This is a genomic window from uncultured Duncaniella sp., from assembly GCF_910577345.1.
In the GTDB taxonomy this organism is placed as follows: Bacteria; Bacteroidota; Bacteroidia; order Bacteroidales; family Muribaculaceae; genus Duncaniella.
In genome coordinates this window covers 104,404-122,056 of sequence record NZ_CAJTMT010000005.1, presented here as the reverse complement: position 1 = coordinate 122,056, position 17,653 = coordinate 104,404, and the positions used below count along the sequence as shown (strand labels likewise).

The following is a 17,653-nucleotide window of genomic DNA, read 5'->3' as shown; positions in this document are numbered from 1 at the left end:
TCTTCCCGAGCCGACGCAGAGCATATAATCAAAAAGCTAATTCTATTACGTTGTATGTCTTTTTGACTCGACGAAGTGAGAATGGTTTAATCGTAACTTCGTGATTTTAACTCTGTTTAACACTATATTTTGAGATAATGAGCAAAACTGTCGCCACCCCTCTTGAACTGCTTGCACCTGCACGCAATGCCGACATCGCAATCGCTGCTATCACAGCCGGAGCCGATGCCGTCTACATGGGTGCATCGAGTCATGGCGCGCGCCATGCAGCCGCCAATTCCATAGCTGACGTAGCTCGTGTGGTCGACTATGCCCATCGTTTCAATGCAAAGGTTTTTGCGACTGTCAACACCATCATTTATGATGATGAGTTGAAGTCGGTGGAGCGGCTTATCGGAGAGCTGTACAGGGCCGGAGTTGACGCACTAATTGTCCAGGACATGGGTATCTTGCGGATGGATATTCCTCCGATTGAACTTCATGCAAGCACTCAGTGCGACATCCGCGATGCGGCCAAGGCCCGTTTTCTTGCTGATGTGGGCTTCTCGCGTCTTGTCCTTGCAAGGGAACTTTCGCTCAAAGAGATTGCAGCTATCCATGAGGCTGTTCCCGACACACCGCTTGAAGCCTTCATTCATGGCGCACTCTGCGTGAGCTACAGTGGCGACTGCCGTGCAAGTTTCGCCACGACCGGGCGCAGTGCCAACCGTGGTGAGTGTTCGCAGGTGTGCCGCCTGCCGTTTGACCTTGTGGATGCAAAGGGCAATGTCCTGGTCCGGAACAAGCATCTTCTTTCGTTGCGCGACCTCAACCGTTCGACCGCCATTCCAGACATGGTGGGCGCCGGAGTCAGTTCCTTCAAAATCGAGGGACGGTTAAAGGATGAGGCATACGTCAAGAACACTGTTGGAGCCTACAGCCGTATTCTCGACCGTTTCGTCGAGGAGAGCGGCGGGAAATATGTCCGTCAGTCAGTCGGAGGTGTGCGTCTTGGTTTCAACCCGTCGCTCGACAAGAGTTTCAACCGTGGTTTCACGCCCTATTTCCTAACCGGAAAGGCTCCTGCCAAGGGCATGGCCTCGATTTCATCCCCGAAGGCAACAGGATTGAAAGTCGGGGTGGTGACGGATTGCAAACCCAAGGTCATCACGGCAAGGCTCAGCGAGAATCTTGCGAATGGCGACGGCCTCGGTTACTACACTCCCGCAGGTGTGTTCCAGGGTTTCCGTCTGAACCGTGTTGAAGGCAACAAACTTTTCCCAGCATCGCCGCAGAATATTCCTGCCGGGACGGCTCTGTATCGCAACCGCGATAAGGAGTTTGACGACAGCATAGCGGCCGCAAAGACTACCCGTACAATAAGCGTTGACATGGCGCTGCAGGTTGTTTCGTCCGAGAGAATCTCGCTTGAAATGACTGATGAGCGTGGATGTTCGGCTACGGTCATTGCTGATGTGCCGGAATTGCAGAGCGCTGTCACTCCGCAGGAGGGGCCACGCCGTCGCATTCTCGACAAGCTTGGAGGAACAGGCTATCGTTCCGGACGGATAGTGGACGTTGCCGGAGCTGTCTTTATTCCGGCCTCGGCACTTGCTGCCTTGCGCCGTGACTGTGTGGAGGCCCTTGACCGCAGTGCTCGCGCCACCTACCGCTTCACCTATCGTCTGCCGGAAAAATTTGATGTCCCATTGCCCTACGGTACGCGTCTTACAGTCCACGACAACGTGGCCAACAAACTTGCCCGAGAGTTCTATCTCTCGCATGGCGCCACGGAGATTGCCCCCGCCATGGAAGTTGCCGGAAAGAGCTGTGGGGATAAAAGAGGAAAGTCTAAGTCTCAAAATGATGATGCCTCATCGGCTGCCCGGTATAATGCCTCAACGGAAGCCCTGAAGGATGCATCAGTGGAAGTCCTGAATGATGCCTCAGTGGAAGCCCTGAATGATGCCTCAGTGGAAGCTCCGGTCATGACCACCCGCTATTGCTTGCGAAAAGAGCTTGGTAAATGTCTTAAAGACCCCTCCGGCAAAGATTGGCGCGGCCCACTCACCCTCATCAGCGCCAACACCCGCCTCCGCCTCGACTTCGACTGCAAGAATTGCAGGATGCAAGTCTATCAAGCGAAATAAGCGAAATAAGCAAAATAGGCCAAATAGGGCTAATAAGTCTAATAGGGCTAATAAGTCCAATAGGCCCAATAAGCCCAATAGGTCAGATAGGCCAAATAGATTTGACTTATAAACTAAACTGAAAACCAATAAGGCCAATAAGTGACCGCGTTTCCGCCACTTATTGGCCCTATTAGGCTTATTAGCCTTATTAGCCTTATTAGCCCTATCAACCCTATTAACTCTCCATAAAAACCAAATAAACTGCTGCAATGAGCAGGCAGAAGGCAAGAAAGTGGTTCCAGTGGAGGCTTTCACCCTTGAAAAGCAGGATTGCAAACACTGTGAACACGAGAAGTGAAATCACCTCCTGCATCACCTTCAACTGTAGCAGGGAGAATTGGCCGCCGTTGCCGAGATAGCCATAGCGGTTTGCAGGCACCATGAAGCAATACTCAAACAGTGCCACTGCCCATGAAAGCAGGATGACGATAAAAAGAGGAGTGTTGGATGTGATGACCTTCATTTCCGACAATTTCAATTGTCCGTACCATGCGAAAGTCATGAATATGTTGGATACCACGAGTAGTCCGACAGTCCACCAGCCGTTCATATCAATGATAAATCTTTGAGGTTATTTGATTTGGTTCTGACACATATCAAGCGCTTGAGAAAATGGCTTCTCAAGCGCTTGTTCCTTTATTATTAAGTTTAGAAACTTCTCATTCGCTGCTGCTTGTCGGGATTGGCAAGGAGCTTGTCGAGCTTACCTTCGGCAACGTAGTCGATGAGTATCTGGTAGAGCACCTCAGGACTTTTGGCGAGGATCGTGCTGCGTTTCAGAGGTTCCATGTAGTCGTTTCCGGCAGCGAGATAGTCAATGGTGGCAAGACGGTAGGTCTTTGCATGGTCTATCGCTTTGCCGTCGATTGTCGCGCTGTTGACAGCTTTGGTAGATGGATCATAAAGAATCTCTACATTGCTGCTGACTCCCTGACCGTCCTGTGAGGCCATGATGGCGATGTTGTCGAGAAGGTCCTTGCCCTTGATTTCCATCACTACAATAGAGTTGTCGAATGGTGCGATGTCGATGATTTCACCTTGGGTGATAGGTCCGGCGGCAAGGCTGTTGCGTATGCCCCCCTTGTTCATGATGGAGAGGTCGACCGGTTTGCCGGAAAGTTCGGCTCCGCGAGTTCTGACGAAGTCGCTGAGGAGATTGACCATCTCGGGCGATTTACGTTCATATTCGTATGGCGAGTTGCCGATTTTCTTTGAGCGCATCTCCTCCACTTGTTTGCGGTAGGGAGCAACGATTTCTTCTATCTTCGACCCGACGCGGTCATCAAGACGCTTGTCTACAGGGATGAGACGTGCAGTGACATCCTTTGTCGCAAGGTTGATGTCGATTTCACCGAGGTTGACACCGCTCGAACCTGTCTGGAGGACAGAGATTGTATCGCCGTCGGCATTGGGCACTCTCCACTTCGGGACACCGCTGCGATTGTCGTTCGGGTCGATCACGGTGTGTGAGTGTCCGCCGATTATCACGTCGATGTCATGGGAGTTGCGGGCAATATCCATGTCGCTGTAGCCGGGTTCATTTTCATATCCGATATGTGTTACAGCGATAACCATGTCAACGCCTTCGCTTTTGAGACGTGCGGCTTCCTCGTTGGCAGCCTTGATACCGTCGATGTACTTGACTCCGGTATAATTGGCTTCGGAAACGATACCGGCAGGGTCAAGATTTATGCCGATGAAACCGACTGACTTGTCACCTATAGCCCTGACGACCGAGGGGACGAAGAGTCCTTCGAGTGTGCTGCCTGTAAGGTCGTAGTTGGTGCTGAGACGGTTGGCATTGAGCTGTTTCCACTCCTTTGCAAGCTGCTCCATTCCCTTGTCAAACTCGTGGTTGCCGAGAATCTGGATGTCATAGCCCATGGCGTTCATCACCTTGCGCTCTACCTCTCCTCCGAAAAGGGTGTAGTAGAGCGAGCCTTGAACGGCGTCGCCTGCATCAATGAGCATCACATTCTCGTGTGCGCCTCTCACACTGTCGATCAGCACCATCCGACGGGCCGCTCCGCCCATGTCGTGACGGTCCGGATCGATGGCCGAATGAGTGTCGTTGGTATGCAGTATCACGAGGTGATCACTGTCCTTCTTATCCGAGCAAGCACTCGCAAACACCATGCCTGCAAGCGCGCATATCGTAAATAATCTGTTGATTTTCATATATCGAATCTGATTTTTTAGTCTTGATAATTTGCTGAATTATTGAATGTCAAGCAGTGAAGTATTGTTTTAAGAACGCTTTAAGTGGATTCAGTGAATCAGCGTTGAGATTCCAATAGTTTTCATCTTCAAAAAGCCAATTCCCGCCACCGAGATTACGTCGTTTTTCACTACTCATGTGCATGGAGGTGATATATGCGTGTAATTTCCCTTTTCTATTTGGATGAACATACCTGTCTCCGAGACATAATTCATAGTCGTTAAAGCAACCGAAGAATGGCTCATGAATATCTCCGCGCGCAACTGTTTCAAGAAGAGATTCAAAATCGCCGTCATTATTGTTATCCGGGAATAAGAAAATCTCGCTGTCAATACCAAACTCAAGGAGTGTATTTTGTATTTCCGCTTTTCGGCGATTATATCCACCCAAGTTTTCGGGTGAGTCTGCATCAAAAACAATAAGATTTATACCTCCTTCGGCAGTGTTCTGCAGGAACTGATTCCTTGAATTGCGTAGATTATCCTTCCCGTTTATCGGGACTATCGTAAACTGGTCAGGATCAATATTCATGAAATGAAGAAGAGTGTTCACAAATACATACTCCGGTGTGGACCGATTTTTTGATTCGAGGTATATATTGATCATCTCATTTCCAATTCTTGATTGATTGAATATTGAAAGGACTCATAGTCATATTTGATAGCTGTCATATCTCCACTATAAGTCTTGATAAGCTTGAATGCTCCTACATCCTTTTGAAAACAAGTATAGTCCTTGTCTTTCAGAACTTGGCTCAGGCCCTTCAGGGAATCGATGTTATGTGTGGAGGCGAAAAGCTGGACGTTATTATCTTTTGCTGCAGCCAGAATTGCTTGCCACAGGACTTTCATGGCTGAGAAGTGGAATCCATTGTCGATTTCATCAATCAGCAAAACTCCGTCACGGCACCGGTAGATGGAAATTATAATCATGAGGAGCTTGCGGAGTCCGTCGCCCATCATGTTTATCGGAAGGCGTTGCTGGACACCAATGTCAACAAGAATTTCTTGTCCCACCAATTGAATGTCTTTTATCGACGGCTCGATTTTACGCAGTGCTGACAGTATGTGGTCCTCTTTTTTATTGGCGATTATACGGGCAAATTCCTCGAAAAGTGATGGCTGTGAGGTGGAGGATGGAATGTATTGTGAAAATAGGTCCTCCTTATATCGTTTGTCGATTGTCACTTTCCCGTTTTCAGATTCACCTTCCTTTATTATGAGTTCCGAACTGTAATTTGTGTCGTTTTCACCGATACGGTAGTTGAGCTTCAGTCCATACGTTTTTCCGCTGTTATCTGAGTTCCCATGAGGTAGGGAGTCGAGATTGACCACATTGCTGTGTGATTTTATCTGTGTGATTTCAAGCCGGCGGTTTTTGTCGCCGGTTGCTGAAATCGTGATTTTATTTTCAGGATTAAGTTGGTAGAATTCGATATTCAAATCACCCTCTGAGAATCGCATGTAGTTTCTCATCGAATTGATTGATAATGGCAATGCGGGATTGGATTGTCCCGTAATCAGGAACAACGCCTCAAGGATGGTTGATTTTCCGCAGTTGTTTTTTCCGAAAAGAAGATTTATCTGTTCGAGTCCCTCCAATTCAGCAGATTTGATGCCACGGAAATTTTGAATCTGTAATGTCTTGAACATTAGATAGTCATTTTTGCAAAGGTAAGAAAAATAATCATTAAAATAGACTTAACGGAGTCAAAATTGTGCTTGAGTATGGGAGGCGTTCCTTAAAAAAAATTTAAAATGTCAAGGAGTTGTTATCATAATTCAATATTTCCGTTTTTTGATACAGAAGAAAAAAGTGCATACGAGACAAAAGATATATTTTTTCTGTAAGATTGAGAGTTGCCTTCATAGCCTTTATTGTAAAATTCTTTTGTCTCTTATGCTCTTTTGTGCTTTTGTATCTCTTTTGTAGATTTGATACAGTTCCTTGGATGTAGGGGCTATTGGATGTCGATGAGTTTGTGGGTCTGGAGGGAGAGGCGCCAATGGGGGTGATGGAGGATGTAGGTGACGGTTTCGGAGGTGTTTGAGCCGCCTTCGTAGCGGGGGGAACTGCAGGGTTGGAGGAAGTAGTGCATGGCAGGGACGGATGAGGCTATGGTTTCGACATCCTGTCCTTCGTAGACTACTTTCAGTTCATCGACCATGCGGAGTTTGACCGCACACTCTCCTGTAGCATCCCCTTTTGGCGAGCAGGTCACCCAGTCTATCCCTTCGGGCAGCGGACGGGTGCCATTGGTCTCAATCTGGATGAAGTAGCCTTCGTCATGGAGGAGATCGACAAGAATCTGGTCAAGTTGGAGAGAGGGTTCGCCTCCCGTGATGATGACGTGGCGCGAGGGGTATGCTTTCAGTTGTTCGATAATCGCAGCCGGAGTCATCAGTGTGAAATCCTCATGACGCGTATCGCAGAATCCGCATTTCAGATTGCATCCGCTGAAGCGCAGGAACACTGCCGGTGTGCCGGTGAAGTAGCCTTCACCCTGGAGGGAATAGAATATCTCGTTTACGCGATAGCTCATTGATGAATGAAATATATTATGATGGTGTGTCCACGTTCTTCTTCCGTGGCCTACAACTATTCGATAACGTAGCTTGCAATGTTGCCTTCGCTTTCCTGGACATCTACACGGTAGCAGTTTGGAGTCTGCTCACAGATCCAACGGGCGATGTTTTCAGCCGTAGGGTTGAAGGGGAGGAGTTCATTGAAATTTCCGTGGTCGAGATAGGAGGTGATGCGCTCCTTGATGTGGCTGAAATCAACCACCATTCCGTCGGCGTTAAGCTCTTTGGCCCGGCAATGGACAGTCACGATCCAGTTATGGCCGTGGAGACGGGAGCATTTGCTTTCGTAGGAAAGGTTGAGGCGGTGGCAACCCGCAAGTTCGAATCGTTTGGTGATATAATACATTTGGATGGAATAATTACTCTTCGTTGGATGTTGAGGCAACGGGATGCAGACCGTGCTCGGCTGCGACTTTCAGCATGAGTTCGCGGGCTTCGTCGTAGTCGTTGTGGATGACACCGTCGAGGATTGCGTTTTTGATTGTCGATTTGATGATACCGATGAGCGGACCTCCGGTTATGCCGAAAGTCTCCATGATTTCGTTGCCGTCGACCGGCGGCTTGAAGTTGCGGATATGGTCACGCTCGTTGAGGTCGACCATCTTCGCGCGCACCAGTGCGAAGTTATCGAGAATGCGTCGCACTTTCTCCTGATTCTTGGATGTGATGTCGGCTTCGCAGAGGGTCATGAGGTCTTCAAGGTCATCATCGGCATCGTGGATGAGGCGGCGGACAGCCGAATCGGTAACCTCGTCCTCCACGAGGGCAATGGGACGCATGTGAAGTTCGACGAGTTTGGCAACATACTTCATCTTCGCATCCTGGGGCAGACGCATCCTGCGGAAGATGCGGGGTACCATTTTCGCTCCGATGAAATTATGGTTGTGGAAAGTCCAGCCGAGTTTGTCGTCCCAACGTTTGGTGACGGGTTTGGCGATGTCGTGCATCAGCGCACCCCACCGTAACCAGACATTGTCGCTTTTACGGGCAACATTGTCGAGAACAGCAAGGGTATGATAGAAGTTGTCCTTATGTCCGCGTCCTTTCACCACTTCAACCCCTTTCATGGCCGCCAGTTCCGGGAAAATGATGGCGAGGAGGCCAGATTTGAGCAGAAGGTCCCAACCGATTGACGGCTGAGAAGCGCGCATGATTTTCATCAGCTCGTCGACAATGCGTTCGTGGGAGATGATTTTTATGCGTTCTGCATTCCGGCGGATGGCTTCGAAGGTCTCCGGGAGTATGGTGAAGTTTAGCTGAGTGGCGAAGCGGATGGCGCGCATCATGCGCAGCGGGTCATCGCTGAAAGTTATGTCGGGGTCGAGGGGTGTACGCAGAATCTTGCGCTCCATGTCGGCGACCCCATTGAAAAGGTCGATCAATTCACCGAAACCTTTGCGGTTGACGCGGATGGCGAGTGCGTTGACCGTGAAGTCGCGACGGGAAAGGTCTTCCTCAAGGGTACCGTCTTCCACGACGGGTTTGCGTGAATTGCGGTCGTAGGATTCGCGGCGGGCGCCTACGAATTCGAGTTCGACCTCATGTCGCTTCACCTGTGCTGTGCCGAAATTGCGGAACACATTGAGGTGTGTACCCTTTCCGAGACGTTTCGCCACGATTTCCGCAAGCTCGATTCCGCTTCCGACGGTGACGAAATCTATGTCCTTCGACGGACGTTCGAGAAACAGGTCGCGCACACAGCCACCGACAGCGTAGCATGGACGGTCAATCGAGTCAGCTGCGTCGCCTATGGTGTGGTAGAGAGGTATGTCGAGTTGTTGTACTATATTTTCTAAAGACTGCATTGCAGGTTAGTTGTTGGTTGGGCTTATCTTAACGTTTTACACGTCAAAATATGAGAGTTCCTCCGGTGCGGGTGTGAGACATTCGACATGGTCGGCGTAGACGGCATATGTGTTCTCGATGCCTACCGCACCGGTTCCGGGAATAACAAATTTGGGCTCGAGTGCGATGACGTTGCCTTCGGCAAGAATGTCGCGGCTGCGAGGGGCAATGACAGGAAGTTCGTTGATTTCGATGCCGACACCGTGGCCGATGAAGCCGGCGTGTTGACGGTGCCCCATATAGTAGTGCTGAAGATTGCGCTCTTTGACAATCTCTTCTGCTTTGGCATAGAGTTCCTTTGCAGGAGTGCCCGGACGCATCATCTTGCAGAGTTCGCGGTGGATGTCAATTGAGCATTTGTGGGCCTCGATGGCAAGCGGGGCAATGTCGCCGAGGGCGAAAACTCTTGTCATGTCGGTCATGTAGCCGTCAAAGTTTCCGTTCATGTCAACCATGATTGTGTCGCCGGGTTTGATCGGGGTTCCGTCGGCACCGACAGGAAGTGATGGGTCAAGTCCTGCACCTCCCATAGCAAAGTCGTAGGGGGAAGGTGAGTCGGCGTTGTCGCCCACAAGGACATTGCCCATGTGTAGTTCCATCGAATCGCCGCTTATGCGGAACTGACCGAGGCAACCTTCGAGACGGCTGACGCGTTCGATCTCAACCTGAAGACCGAGGTCGGTCATGCCGGGTTGGAAAAGGTGGGGGATACGGCTGTAGACATGGACATGCTTCACTCCAGAACGGCGTATCATCTCAATCTCCTTTTCAGTCTTCACGGCACGCGCACGGCGCATCACGGTCGAGGCGTTTTTCAATTCGCTTTCCGGGAAGATGCCTTTGAGGCGTGTTGCCGTTGAATATGGGAGTATGTCAAGCTCAAGACCGATGGCCGGAGGGACGTTGAGTCCGATTGTTCCGGCTATATCCTCAGGCTTACGGATGTAGACGACTCCGTCGCCTTCAAGCTCGACAGGACGGCGCACGAAGAAAATCACCGGACCGTCGAGAGGGATATAGACGAATCCTGCGTAGACGCGTCCGGTGAGATAATATTTGTTGGCATTGTCGGAAATGAGCAGTGCCGGAATTTCGAGATCGGCCATCTGTGCCCTGACATGGTCAAGACGGCGGTTGAACTCCTCCTCGGAGAGAAGCATCAGTTTATGCAAATCAACGGGTTGCATTTTTATATAAGGATGGATTGTTATGGTTGTTAGGAATGGCGGCAGGAGAGGAAGAAATTATTCTTCCCCTACCTGATCGGCCGGGATACGGATGAGGGTGAGCATGGGCTGTCCGTTCGCACCCTTCATTATAGCCTGGTCGGCTGACGCACCTTCAGAGCAGGTGGCAACCTGTTCGAGTGCGAGAAGGAATGACTGCTCGGTTGCAATTGCGGGACATGTCATGCGGGTTGTCGCAAGATCCTTGAATTCAATACCGTCGCCCTTGTCGAGATTGACGACGATGGCACCGTTGAGAACATTGCAACCTGCGTTGCCGTGAATCTTACATTCGTCGATGTCAATGACAATCTTGATTGCCGTGTTGGCCGGAACGGGTGTGCCCTGAATGGTTGTCACCTGCCATGCGCCGTTGAGGAATGAAAGGTTACGCTTGCGGAGAGTGAGGACGGATGCGCCGTCGGCACCGTTGAGGGCGATTGTGTTGTCGTCAACAATAGAGTAGGAGGCAACTTTGCCGAGTGCCTGGTTCATAGCTGTCTCGTAGGGAGCGTCATGACAGGCTTTGAGCGACGATATGAACTCGCCGTTTGGTTCGAGCTTGCTGCCGCGGACAATCCATGAGCCGTTGAGATAGTTGCAGCCGTTGAATCCGATGACAAGAATGGCTGTCTTGGCGTCGGGGATAGCCTCGAAAGAAATCTGGGGATGATTGTCGCCGTTGACTTTCACGGCGTTGCCGTTGATGGCTGTCACTGCCCAACTGCCGATAAGCGGGGCTATCTGGGATTCGTCGTAGGATGACGATGATGTCTTCACTGTAGTTGTTTTGTCGTTTGATGTTCCGTTGGTGACGGTGGTGTTGGTTTTCTTCATAGTGCCACATCCGCTGACAAGAGCGGCTACTGTAAGGGCTGATGCAAATAGTGAAACAAATTTCATAATTACAGAATGTTTTTTTGTTAATGTCGATAGATGCTTGTTGTCCGGTATTCGGATTGCTTGTTTCTACTTTAGACCTCCCGGAAGAGAATAAGTTTAATACGAATGGACAATCTTACACGACAGAATGCAGGCTGTCAATGATAGAACGATTGAAGCCCGCAGTTTGTGCGACATTAGATTAAAAGAATTGATGGAGTCATGGAGAGCCTTGGTCTCCCCATATCGTGATTTATTTTACAAAAGTAGTCAAATTACTTAATATAAACAAAGAGCCAATATCATCTACCGGTAAATAAGCTTGTCAGGACCGAAGGTCATTCAAATCGAAGAATAGGACACGGGTGCCTTTATCTCTGTCATCGTCATTAAGAAAGGAGAAGTCGTTTCTTTGATAGAAAGGTATAGCTTCGCGATAGGCATCAACAGTGATGAATCTGCAGCCGGTTTTATTATTGATAAGGAAGAATGTTTTAATGAAATTCAGTAGATAGGTTCCGATAGCTTGCCCCCTTAGAGATTCGGAGATTGCGAAACGGCATATTTTTGCGGCAGGATAACTTTTCAGCCGTTTTGAATTTATAAATTTAGGCCTGCGGAAACGATTGTAATCTCTCGATTCCGTGAAGTCAGCAAGCCCGATCCGGTCATTGGCAAGACTAAAATAGGCTGCTACATCATTAGTGTTACGGTCCTCAAGAATATAGGTGACAGCCAGAAGTGCATCGAGATAAAAAGGCGCATCATTGAGAATGAAGTCATTCAGGTCTTCATCTCCACAATCAAACTCACTGATTGTTTCGTCCTCATTGAGTTTACGGATTATGTACGAACTTTCAATCTCGGCGTTTGTCATGATTTCAGATATTATAGCCGGGTTTTACTTGTTCACGAATATTCTCATGGCTGATTCGTAGGCGGCCATGCGTTTATTGCGTTGTTCGAGGGATTCCTTACGATCATCGGACTGAAGTATGTGTTCGATGAAGCGTTCGGCATCTTTCCCTTTTAGAATTGGAGTTTCTTTAATCGGACGTGCCATATAATCGTATGTTAAGATTACAAATATACTGATAATCTTTTAGATAAACAAATTGCTAAGATTTTTTATGAATAATTTATTTGTTCTCTTCCGCAAGGATTGCTTTGAGGGCGCGGGCGAGCTGGTCGGGGCAGGAGGTGGGTTTGGTGGCGCAGCGTATGCCTTCGAGACGGCTGATGACATCAGAGGCTTTCATACCTCTGACGAGCGCGCCGATACCTTGAAGGTTGCCGTGGCAACCGCCGATGAAACGGACATCGCAGATGGTGTCGTTCTCGATTTCAATCTCTATTGTGCGTGAGCAGGTTCCTTGGGTGGTGTATGTATAGGTCATTTGCCGTAAAATATTGATAAAATGGATTTTCGGGTGCAAAATTAGTGAAAAAACTGTCAAAAACCGTATTGGCCGTCTCCAATATTGCACAAATTTATATACCGATGTGTAAGATTTTGGGATGAAATGCGACATAATACAATAAATATCACTACCTTTGCAGCATTAAAACTACCGGAAATGGAACATAACGGCAAGCAGGATTTGCTCGACAGACGCTATCTGCGCATGGCCCGCATCTGGGCTGAAAACTCATATTGCGAACGCCGCAAAGTGGGAGCGCTAATGGTGAAGGACCGCACCATAATTTCCGACGGCTTCAATGGAACCCCCGCCGGATTTGAAAATGTGTGTGAAGATGCCGATGGCCTGACAAAAACCTATGTGCTTCATGCCGAGGCAAATGCCATCACAAAAGTTGCCCGCTCCAACAACTCTGCTGAAGGCTCCACGCTTTATGTCACCGCTTCACCGTGTCTCGATTGCGCGAAATTGATAATCCAGGCAGGAATAAAGCGGGTTGTGTTCAACGAGCTTTACCGTATCACCGACGGCATAGACTTGCTGAAACGTGCGAATGTGGAATGTTGCCATATATCCGATGTTGCCAATCAACCATCTCTTTGTGATTCATGAGGCACACATCCAATCACTTAAACTTGTCAAAAAGCTAAATTTCTATCTGTAAAAACCTTCTATGAACAACCGTCTGAAAAAAACATCCGTTTGGATGCCCCTTGCCATAGCCTTGTCGCTGGTAGCGGGTATGTGGATTGGTCATACCTTTTTCAATGGCTCCGGCAAGTGGAGTTCGCGAAGCAAGCTCGACACTATTCTGGAGCTTGTCGACCGTTCGTATGTCGATGATGTCGACACTGATTCCCTTCTCGAAGCATCATTCCCGGGTCTGCTTTCACGGCTTGACCCTCATTCTGTCTATATTCCTGCAAAGGATTTGCAGAATGTCAATGAGGAGCTTGGCGGATCATTTTCCGGCATAGGTATCTCGTTCAACTTGCTCAACGATTCAATCAATGTGCTTGAAGTGATTTCCGGTGGTCCCTCCGAGAAGGCCGGTCTGCTTGCAGGCGACCGCATCATTGCCATCAACGACACAGTCGTTGCCGGGCAGAACTGGAGCGACGTCAAGGTTCGTAGCTCACTGCGAGGCGAGAAGGGCAGTGTGGTTAAGCTGACAGTGAAACGCCATACATCCAAGAAGCCTCTTGACTTTGATGTGGTCCGCGGTGACATCCCTCTGACCTCTATCGATGCGGCCTATATGGTATCGCCCAAGGTCGGTTTCCTGAAGATAAGCAAGTTCAGCTCGACGACATATAGCGAATTCCTTACCTCGATGATGGATCTCGTTGCCGACGGTGCCGAGAAGTTTATCATTGACCTCCGTGGCAACGGTGGCGGTTTCATGGAGCCGGCTGTACTGATGGCCAATGAATTCCTTCCTGCCGGTTCGCCTATCGTCAGCATGAGGGGTAAGGCCACTCCCGATTCGCGCCCCACGATGAGCGACGGGTCCGGAAGCTTCCTCAACAATGAGGTGGTGGTTCTCATCGACGAGATTTCGGCAAGCGCAAGCGAGATTTTCGCCGGAGCCATCCAGGACAATGACCGTGGTCTCGTCATCGGTCGCCGTTCGTTTGGCAAAGGACTTGTCCAGAATCAGATGGAACTCCCCGACAGCAGTGCCATCCGCCTGACAATAGCACGCTACTACACTCCTTCGGGTCGTTGCATTCAGAAGACCTACGCACCCGGCACAGACTATGACCGCGACATTGTGAACCGCTATGAGCATGGCGAGTTCTACAATGCCGATTCAATCAAGCTTGACAAATCGCTTGCATTCGAGACACTTCATGGCCGCACGGTGTATGGAGGCGGTGGTATCATGCCTGACATCTTTGTCCCCAATGACACCACAGGCATCACGTCATACTACCTCAATGTGCTCAACGCCGGTCTTGTGCAGAAATATACTTTTGACTACACTGACCGTAACCGTTCCCGTCTGGAAGGAGCGAAGACTGCAGAAGAGATTCTTCGCCTGATTCCCGATGACGATACCCTGTTGCAGGACTTTGTCAGCTATGCTCAAAAGGCCGGGGTGGCACCTCGATGGTACTACATAAACATTTCGCGTGACTTGATTGTTAACCAACTGAAAGCCATGATTGCGCGCAATGCTCTCGGCGTTCAGGGTTACTATGAGGTCATCAATGTGGTCGATCCTACGGTACTCTCCGGTGTCGAAGCGCTTGGCAACGGCAAAGCGGCTTTCCCTATAACTCAATAAATCAACGATTACCGTAGCCTTGGTTGCATGGATACGTCCAATGTTCCGGTGAAACAAAGGGAAAACAGACTCGATGAAAAAAGAAGATATAAGGCGCAGCGTCAAGGCGCGCAAGACCCTACTGAGTGAGGAAGAGAAACTTTCGGCTGCCGAAAGGGTGTTCAATCTGCTTGAGCAGACCGCCGACTTTCTTTTGTCGGACAGGATTCTGATGTATCACTCGCTCCCCGATGAGTTGTCGACCCGCGCGTTTATCCGCAAGTGGTGTGACCGCAAGCACTTCTATCTTCCGAGGGTCAACGGAGTCAATCTTGAAATCCTTCCCTACGACGAATCGCGCCTTGCACTCGGTTCGTTCCACATCGAGGAGCCGACAGGCACCGACACTTCGGCCATCGAGGATATGGAGATGATAGTCATCCCGGCTGTGGCATTTGACCGCAGAGGCAACCGCGTCGGGCGTGGCAAAGGCTACTATGACCGTCTGCTTGCCGACAGCCGTGCGCGAAAGGTCGGCGTCGCTTACGATTTCCAGCTTGTCGATGAGATTGATGCCGAGCCCCACGATGTGAGGGTGGACGTGGTGATTACCGAGAATCAACACGTCATCATTCGCAGACGGTAATTAATTATCAGAGCCATCAGAGCTATCAGAATCATCAGTGATGGCGCGACAGCTGCTGACAGCAGAAACTTATTTTCCCCCGTGGAAGGCTATGAGCGATTCCATGGGGGCTTTTTCTATCTTGCCGATTCTATAGCCACAACTTTCGGCTGCTTTGCGGAGCTGCGGGGTGAAGTGGTAGGCTACTGAGCCTGTGAAGTGGATGGGGAGGGCTGTGGAATCGTGGTAGTTTTGAATGTTGAAGCGGAAAAATCGTTTGAACTCGTCTGTCACGAATTCCTCAACCTCTTTCTCATTGATATTTTCAGAGAGGAAGGGGACGAACGATGCAAGATAGGAGTTGGGGCGGTCACTGCGGTAGACACGGGTGACGATTTCCTGAACCGTAGCTTCCGGGAAGCGCCATTTGAATCTTTCGGCAATCTCTTTGGAAAAGCCACCTTTCATCACCATTCCGATAAGCCTGCGTCCGAGCACCGCCCCGCTCCCCTCATCGCCGAGAATGAAGCCGAGTGGCGAAACGTTGGCTGTGATTTTCACACCGTCGTAATGACATGAGTTGGAGCCTGTCCCGAGAATGCAGGCTATGCCTTCATCGTGTCCGCATAGTGCGCGGGCGGCTCCGAGCATATCGCTTTCGGCATGACAACATCCGGAATTGAATATACCGGCGAGTGCATCGGCCATTACTGCGCATCGTTCTCCCGCGCATCCTGCTCCATAATAGAAGATTTCGTCGACGCGCTGAGCTTCCGAATATAATGCCGGGGCTTCCTCGCGGAGTGATTTTGCAAGTGCTTCCGGATGGGATATGGCTGCGTTGTGACCACGCGTCTTTGTGCGGATCAGTTGGGTTCCATTGTCGTCGAGAAGCGCCCATTCGATTTTGGTGCTTCCCGCGTCTGCTATGAGTATCATTGGATGGATTTAGGGTTTGACAATGTAGGGACGATTATTGGTAAAGTTGATAGATTTCCGAACGTTTCTTGAACGAGTCGGCGTCCTTGTTCCAGAATGGTGCGAGGTCTGCAACCTTGTATGCCTTGCCGAACAGTTGGCGTACTTTCGGGGAGCCGCACACCTTGTCAAACATGCTTAACCGTGACTGTGTGGCCTTTGCGAAGGCTTTTTGTGTCGGATACATCGCAGCAAGTTCCTGCATGATGTAGAACTGCACGAGTGAAAGGGGTGCTTTCTCTTCGTCGGTCACATAAATTTCCACTCCGTTGAGATTTTCACCCTTGTAGAGTCCGTAGAAGGGTTTGTAGTAGAGCGGACGGAATTCAACTCCCGGGATTTTCAAGGCTGTCAGGCGGTCGGCAAGGGCTTGTGCATCTATCCAAGGTGCGCCCGTGAGCTTGAACGGGAGGGTATAGCCCACACCGATCGACACATAGTCCAGCTCACCCATGATGCCTGTGGCCGGATAGAGGAGCGAGGTTGCGGGGTCGGGGATATGTGGCGAGGGGAGCACCCACGGCATTCCTGTTTCGGCAAAGGTCATCGAGCGGTGCCACCCCTCCATCGGGATGACCTCGAGCTTGGCTTTCACGCCGTTTTTCAGCAGGCCTTCTCCGTTGAGGTAACGGGCGAGTTCGCCGGGTGTGAGACCATATATATAAGGTATGGGGTATTGGCTGACGAACGAGAAACTGCCTGGTTCGACGATATTGCCCTCGACTTTGTTGCCCCCGAGCGGATTGGGACGGTCGAGCACCATGAATTCCTTGCCGTTTTCAGCGGCTGCCTCCATGGCAAGTCCCATTGTGGATATGAAGGTGTAGCTGCGGGTGCCTATATCCTGGATGTCGTAGACAATCACGTCCACATTTTTCAGCATTTCCGGTGTCGGTTTGCGGTTTTTGCCGTGGAGGGAGTAGACTGGAATTCCGGTCTTGGCATCAGTCTCATTGGCTACGGATGCTCCGGCGATATAGTTGCCTCTCACTCCATGTTCGGGAGCAAAGAGAGTTGTGAGATTCACTTCGGGTGCCTCAGCGAGGATGTCGATGGTCGATTTGAGCGAATTGTCGACACCGGTCGGATTGGTGATGAGGCCTACACGTTTTCCTTTGAGAGCTTCAAAACCGGAGTTCCGCAGAACCTGTATTCCCGGATTGACGGCTTCACCTTCCATTCTGCGGGATTGGGAGGTGAAGTTGCGGTTTTCACTTGCAGTGCCCACTTGGTCACCGCTGATTTCCGAAGAGTTGCCTCCGCAGCTTATGGCTGCCAGAGACAGGAGTATGGCTGAAAACAGTCCTGTCATTTTGATTCGTTGCATGGTCGGAGCGTGTGGTTTTTATGTTTAGACACAATCGTTCCTAATTATAACATCTGTATATTGAAAATGGTGTGGCCCGAAGTCCGGAAAAGAGCCTGATTCGGGT

At 49.9% G+C, this 17,653-nt stretch carries 18 protein-coding genes; 4 read left to right on the top strand and 14 right to left on the bottom strand.

The features are described from left to right. Positions 1-137 precede the first annotated feature (137 nt). A complete protein-coding gene (locus QZ310_RS04045) occupies positions 138-2,129 on the top strand; it encodes a U32 family peptidase (RefSeq protein WP_297070634.1) in 1,992 nt (663 codons plus the stop codon). A gap of 217 nt (positions 2,130-2,346) precedes the next feature. On the opposite strand, the gene QZ310_RS04040 is transcribed toward QZ310_RS04045, so the two are convergent. The 12 genes from QZ310_RS04040 to QZ310_RS03985 form a co-directional block, all read right to left on the bottom strand. Beyond that, positions 2,347-2,721, bottom strand: coding sequence for a DMT family protein (locus tag QZ310_RS04040; RefSeq protein WP_297070633.1), 375 nt, complete (start codon positions 2,719-2,721; stop codon positions 2,347-2,349). A 98-nt stretch (positions 2,722-2,819) separates the two neighbouring features. Next, on the bottom strand, positions 2,820-4,349 hold the full coding sequence (locus tag QZ310_RS04035; RefSeq protein WP_297070630.1) for a bifunctional UDP-sugar hydrolase/5'-nucleotidase: 1,530 nt from the start codon (positions 4,347-4,349) through the stop codon (positions 2,820-2,822). Between the two features lie 49 nt (positions 4,350-4,398). Continuing rightward, positions 4,399-4,995: a DUF3226 domain-containing protein gene (locus QZ310_RS04030; RefSeq protein ID WP_366141963.1), complete on the bottom strand. Its 597-nt coding sequence runs from the start codon at positions 4,993-4,995 to the stop codon at positions 4,399-4,401. Further along, the gene (locus tag QZ310_RS04025; protein ID WP_297070626.1) at positions 4,992-6,041 is read right to left on the bottom strand and encodes an AAA family ATPase; all 1,050 of its coding nucleotides are present in this window, start codon (positions 6,039-6,041) and stop codon (positions 4,992-4,994) included. Before QZ310_RS04025 ends, QZ310_RS04030 begins: the two co-directional genes overlap by 4 nt. A gap of 308 nt (positions 6,042-6,349) precedes the next feature. Next, entirely contained in the window at positions 6,350-6,931 is a 582-nt protein-coding gene (locus QZ310_RS04020) for a radical SAM protein (RefSeq protein ID WP_297070624.1), read from the bottom strand. Positions 6,932-6,987: 56 nt separating this feature from the next. Beyond that, positions 6,988-7,320 carry a 6-carboxytetrahydropterin synthase gene (locus tag QZ310_RS04015; RefSeq protein WP_297070622.1) on the bottom strand — a complete coding sequence of 111 codons (333 nt, stop codon included), beginning with the start codon at positions 7,318-7,320 and terminating at the stop codon, positions 6,988-6,990. A 13-nt stretch (positions 7,321-7,333) separates the two neighbouring features. Then, entirely contained in the window at positions 7,334-8,779 is a 1,446-nt protein-coding gene (locus QZ310_RS04010) for an HD domain-containing protein (protein ID WP_297070620.1), read from the bottom strand. 36 nt (positions 8,780-8,815) lie between these two features. Then, positions 8,816-10,006 (bottom strand): Xaa-Pro peptidase family protein, encoded by a 1,191-nt coding sequence (locus QZ310_RS04005; RefSeq protein ID WP_297070618.1) that lies wholly within the window; start codon positions 10,004-10,006, stop codon positions 8,816-8,818. A 57-nt stretch (positions 10,007-10,063) separates the two neighbouring features. Then, positions 10,064-10,948: an META domain-containing protein gene (locus tag QZ310_RS04000; RefSeq protein ID WP_297070616.1), complete on the bottom strand. Its 885-nt coding sequence runs from the start codon at positions 10,946-10,948 to the stop codon at positions 10,064-10,066. Positions 10,949-11,252: 304 nt separating this feature from the next. Further along, positions 11,253-11,804, bottom strand: coding sequence for a GNAT family N-acetyltransferase (locus tag QZ310_RS03995; RefSeq protein ID WP_297070613.1), 552 nt, complete (start codon positions 11,802-11,804; stop codon positions 11,253-11,255). 24 nt (positions 11,805-11,828) lie between these two features. Next, entirely contained in the window at positions 11,829-11,990 is a 162-nt protein-coding gene (locus QZ310_RS03990; protein ID WP_297070611.1) for a hypothetical protein, read from the bottom strand. 76 nt (positions 11,991-12,066) lie between these two features. Further along, positions 12,067-12,324: a TIGR03905 family TSCPD domain-containing protein gene (locus QZ310_RS03985; protein ID WP_297070609.1), complete on the bottom strand. Its 258-nt coding sequence runs from the start codon at positions 12,322-12,324 to the stop codon at positions 12,067-12,069. Between the two features lie 180 nt (positions 12,325-12,504). On the opposite strand from QZ310_RS03985, the gene QZ310_RS03980 reads away from it, so the two are divergent. From QZ310_RS03980 to QZ310_RS03970, 3 genes are all read left to right on the top strand, one after another. Further along, positions 12,505-12,960 carry a dCMP deaminase family protein gene (locus tag QZ310_RS03980; protein WP_297070607.1) on the top strand — a complete coding sequence of 152 codons (456 nt, stop codon included), beginning with the start codon at positions 12,505-12,507 and terminating at the stop codon, positions 12,958-12,960. Positions 12,961-13,021: 61 nt separating this feature from the next. Then, on the top strand, positions 13,022-14,638 hold the full coding sequence (locus QZ310_RS03975) for a S41 family peptidase (RefSeq protein WP_297070605.1): 1,617 nt from the start codon (positions 13,022-13,024) through the stop codon (positions 14,636-14,638). 73 nt (positions 14,639-14,711) lie between these two features. Further along, positions 14,712-15,263: a 5-formyltetrahydrofolate cyclo-ligase gene (locus QZ310_RS03970; RefSeq protein WP_297070603.1), complete on the top strand. Its 552-nt coding sequence runs from the start codon at positions 14,712-14,714 to the stop codon at positions 15,261-15,263. Positions 15,264-15,332: 69 nt separating this feature from the next. Here the strand turns inward: QZ310_RS03970 and QZ310_RS03965 are convergent, their stop codons facing one another. Beyond that, positions 15,333-16,181 (bottom strand): BadF/BadG/BcrA/BcrD ATPase family protein, encoded by an 849-nt coding sequence (locus QZ310_RS03965; protein WP_297070601.1) that lies wholly within the window; start codon positions 16,179-16,181, stop codon positions 15,333-15,335. Positions 16,182-16,215: 34 nt separating this feature from the next. Further along, on the bottom strand, positions 16,216-17,400 hold the full coding sequence (locus QZ310_RS03960) for a DUF1343 domain-containing protein (RefSeq protein ID WP_297070680.1): 1,185 nt from the start codon (positions 17,398-17,400) through the stop codon (positions 16,216-16,218). Positions 17,401-17,653: the final 253 nt, after the last annotated feature.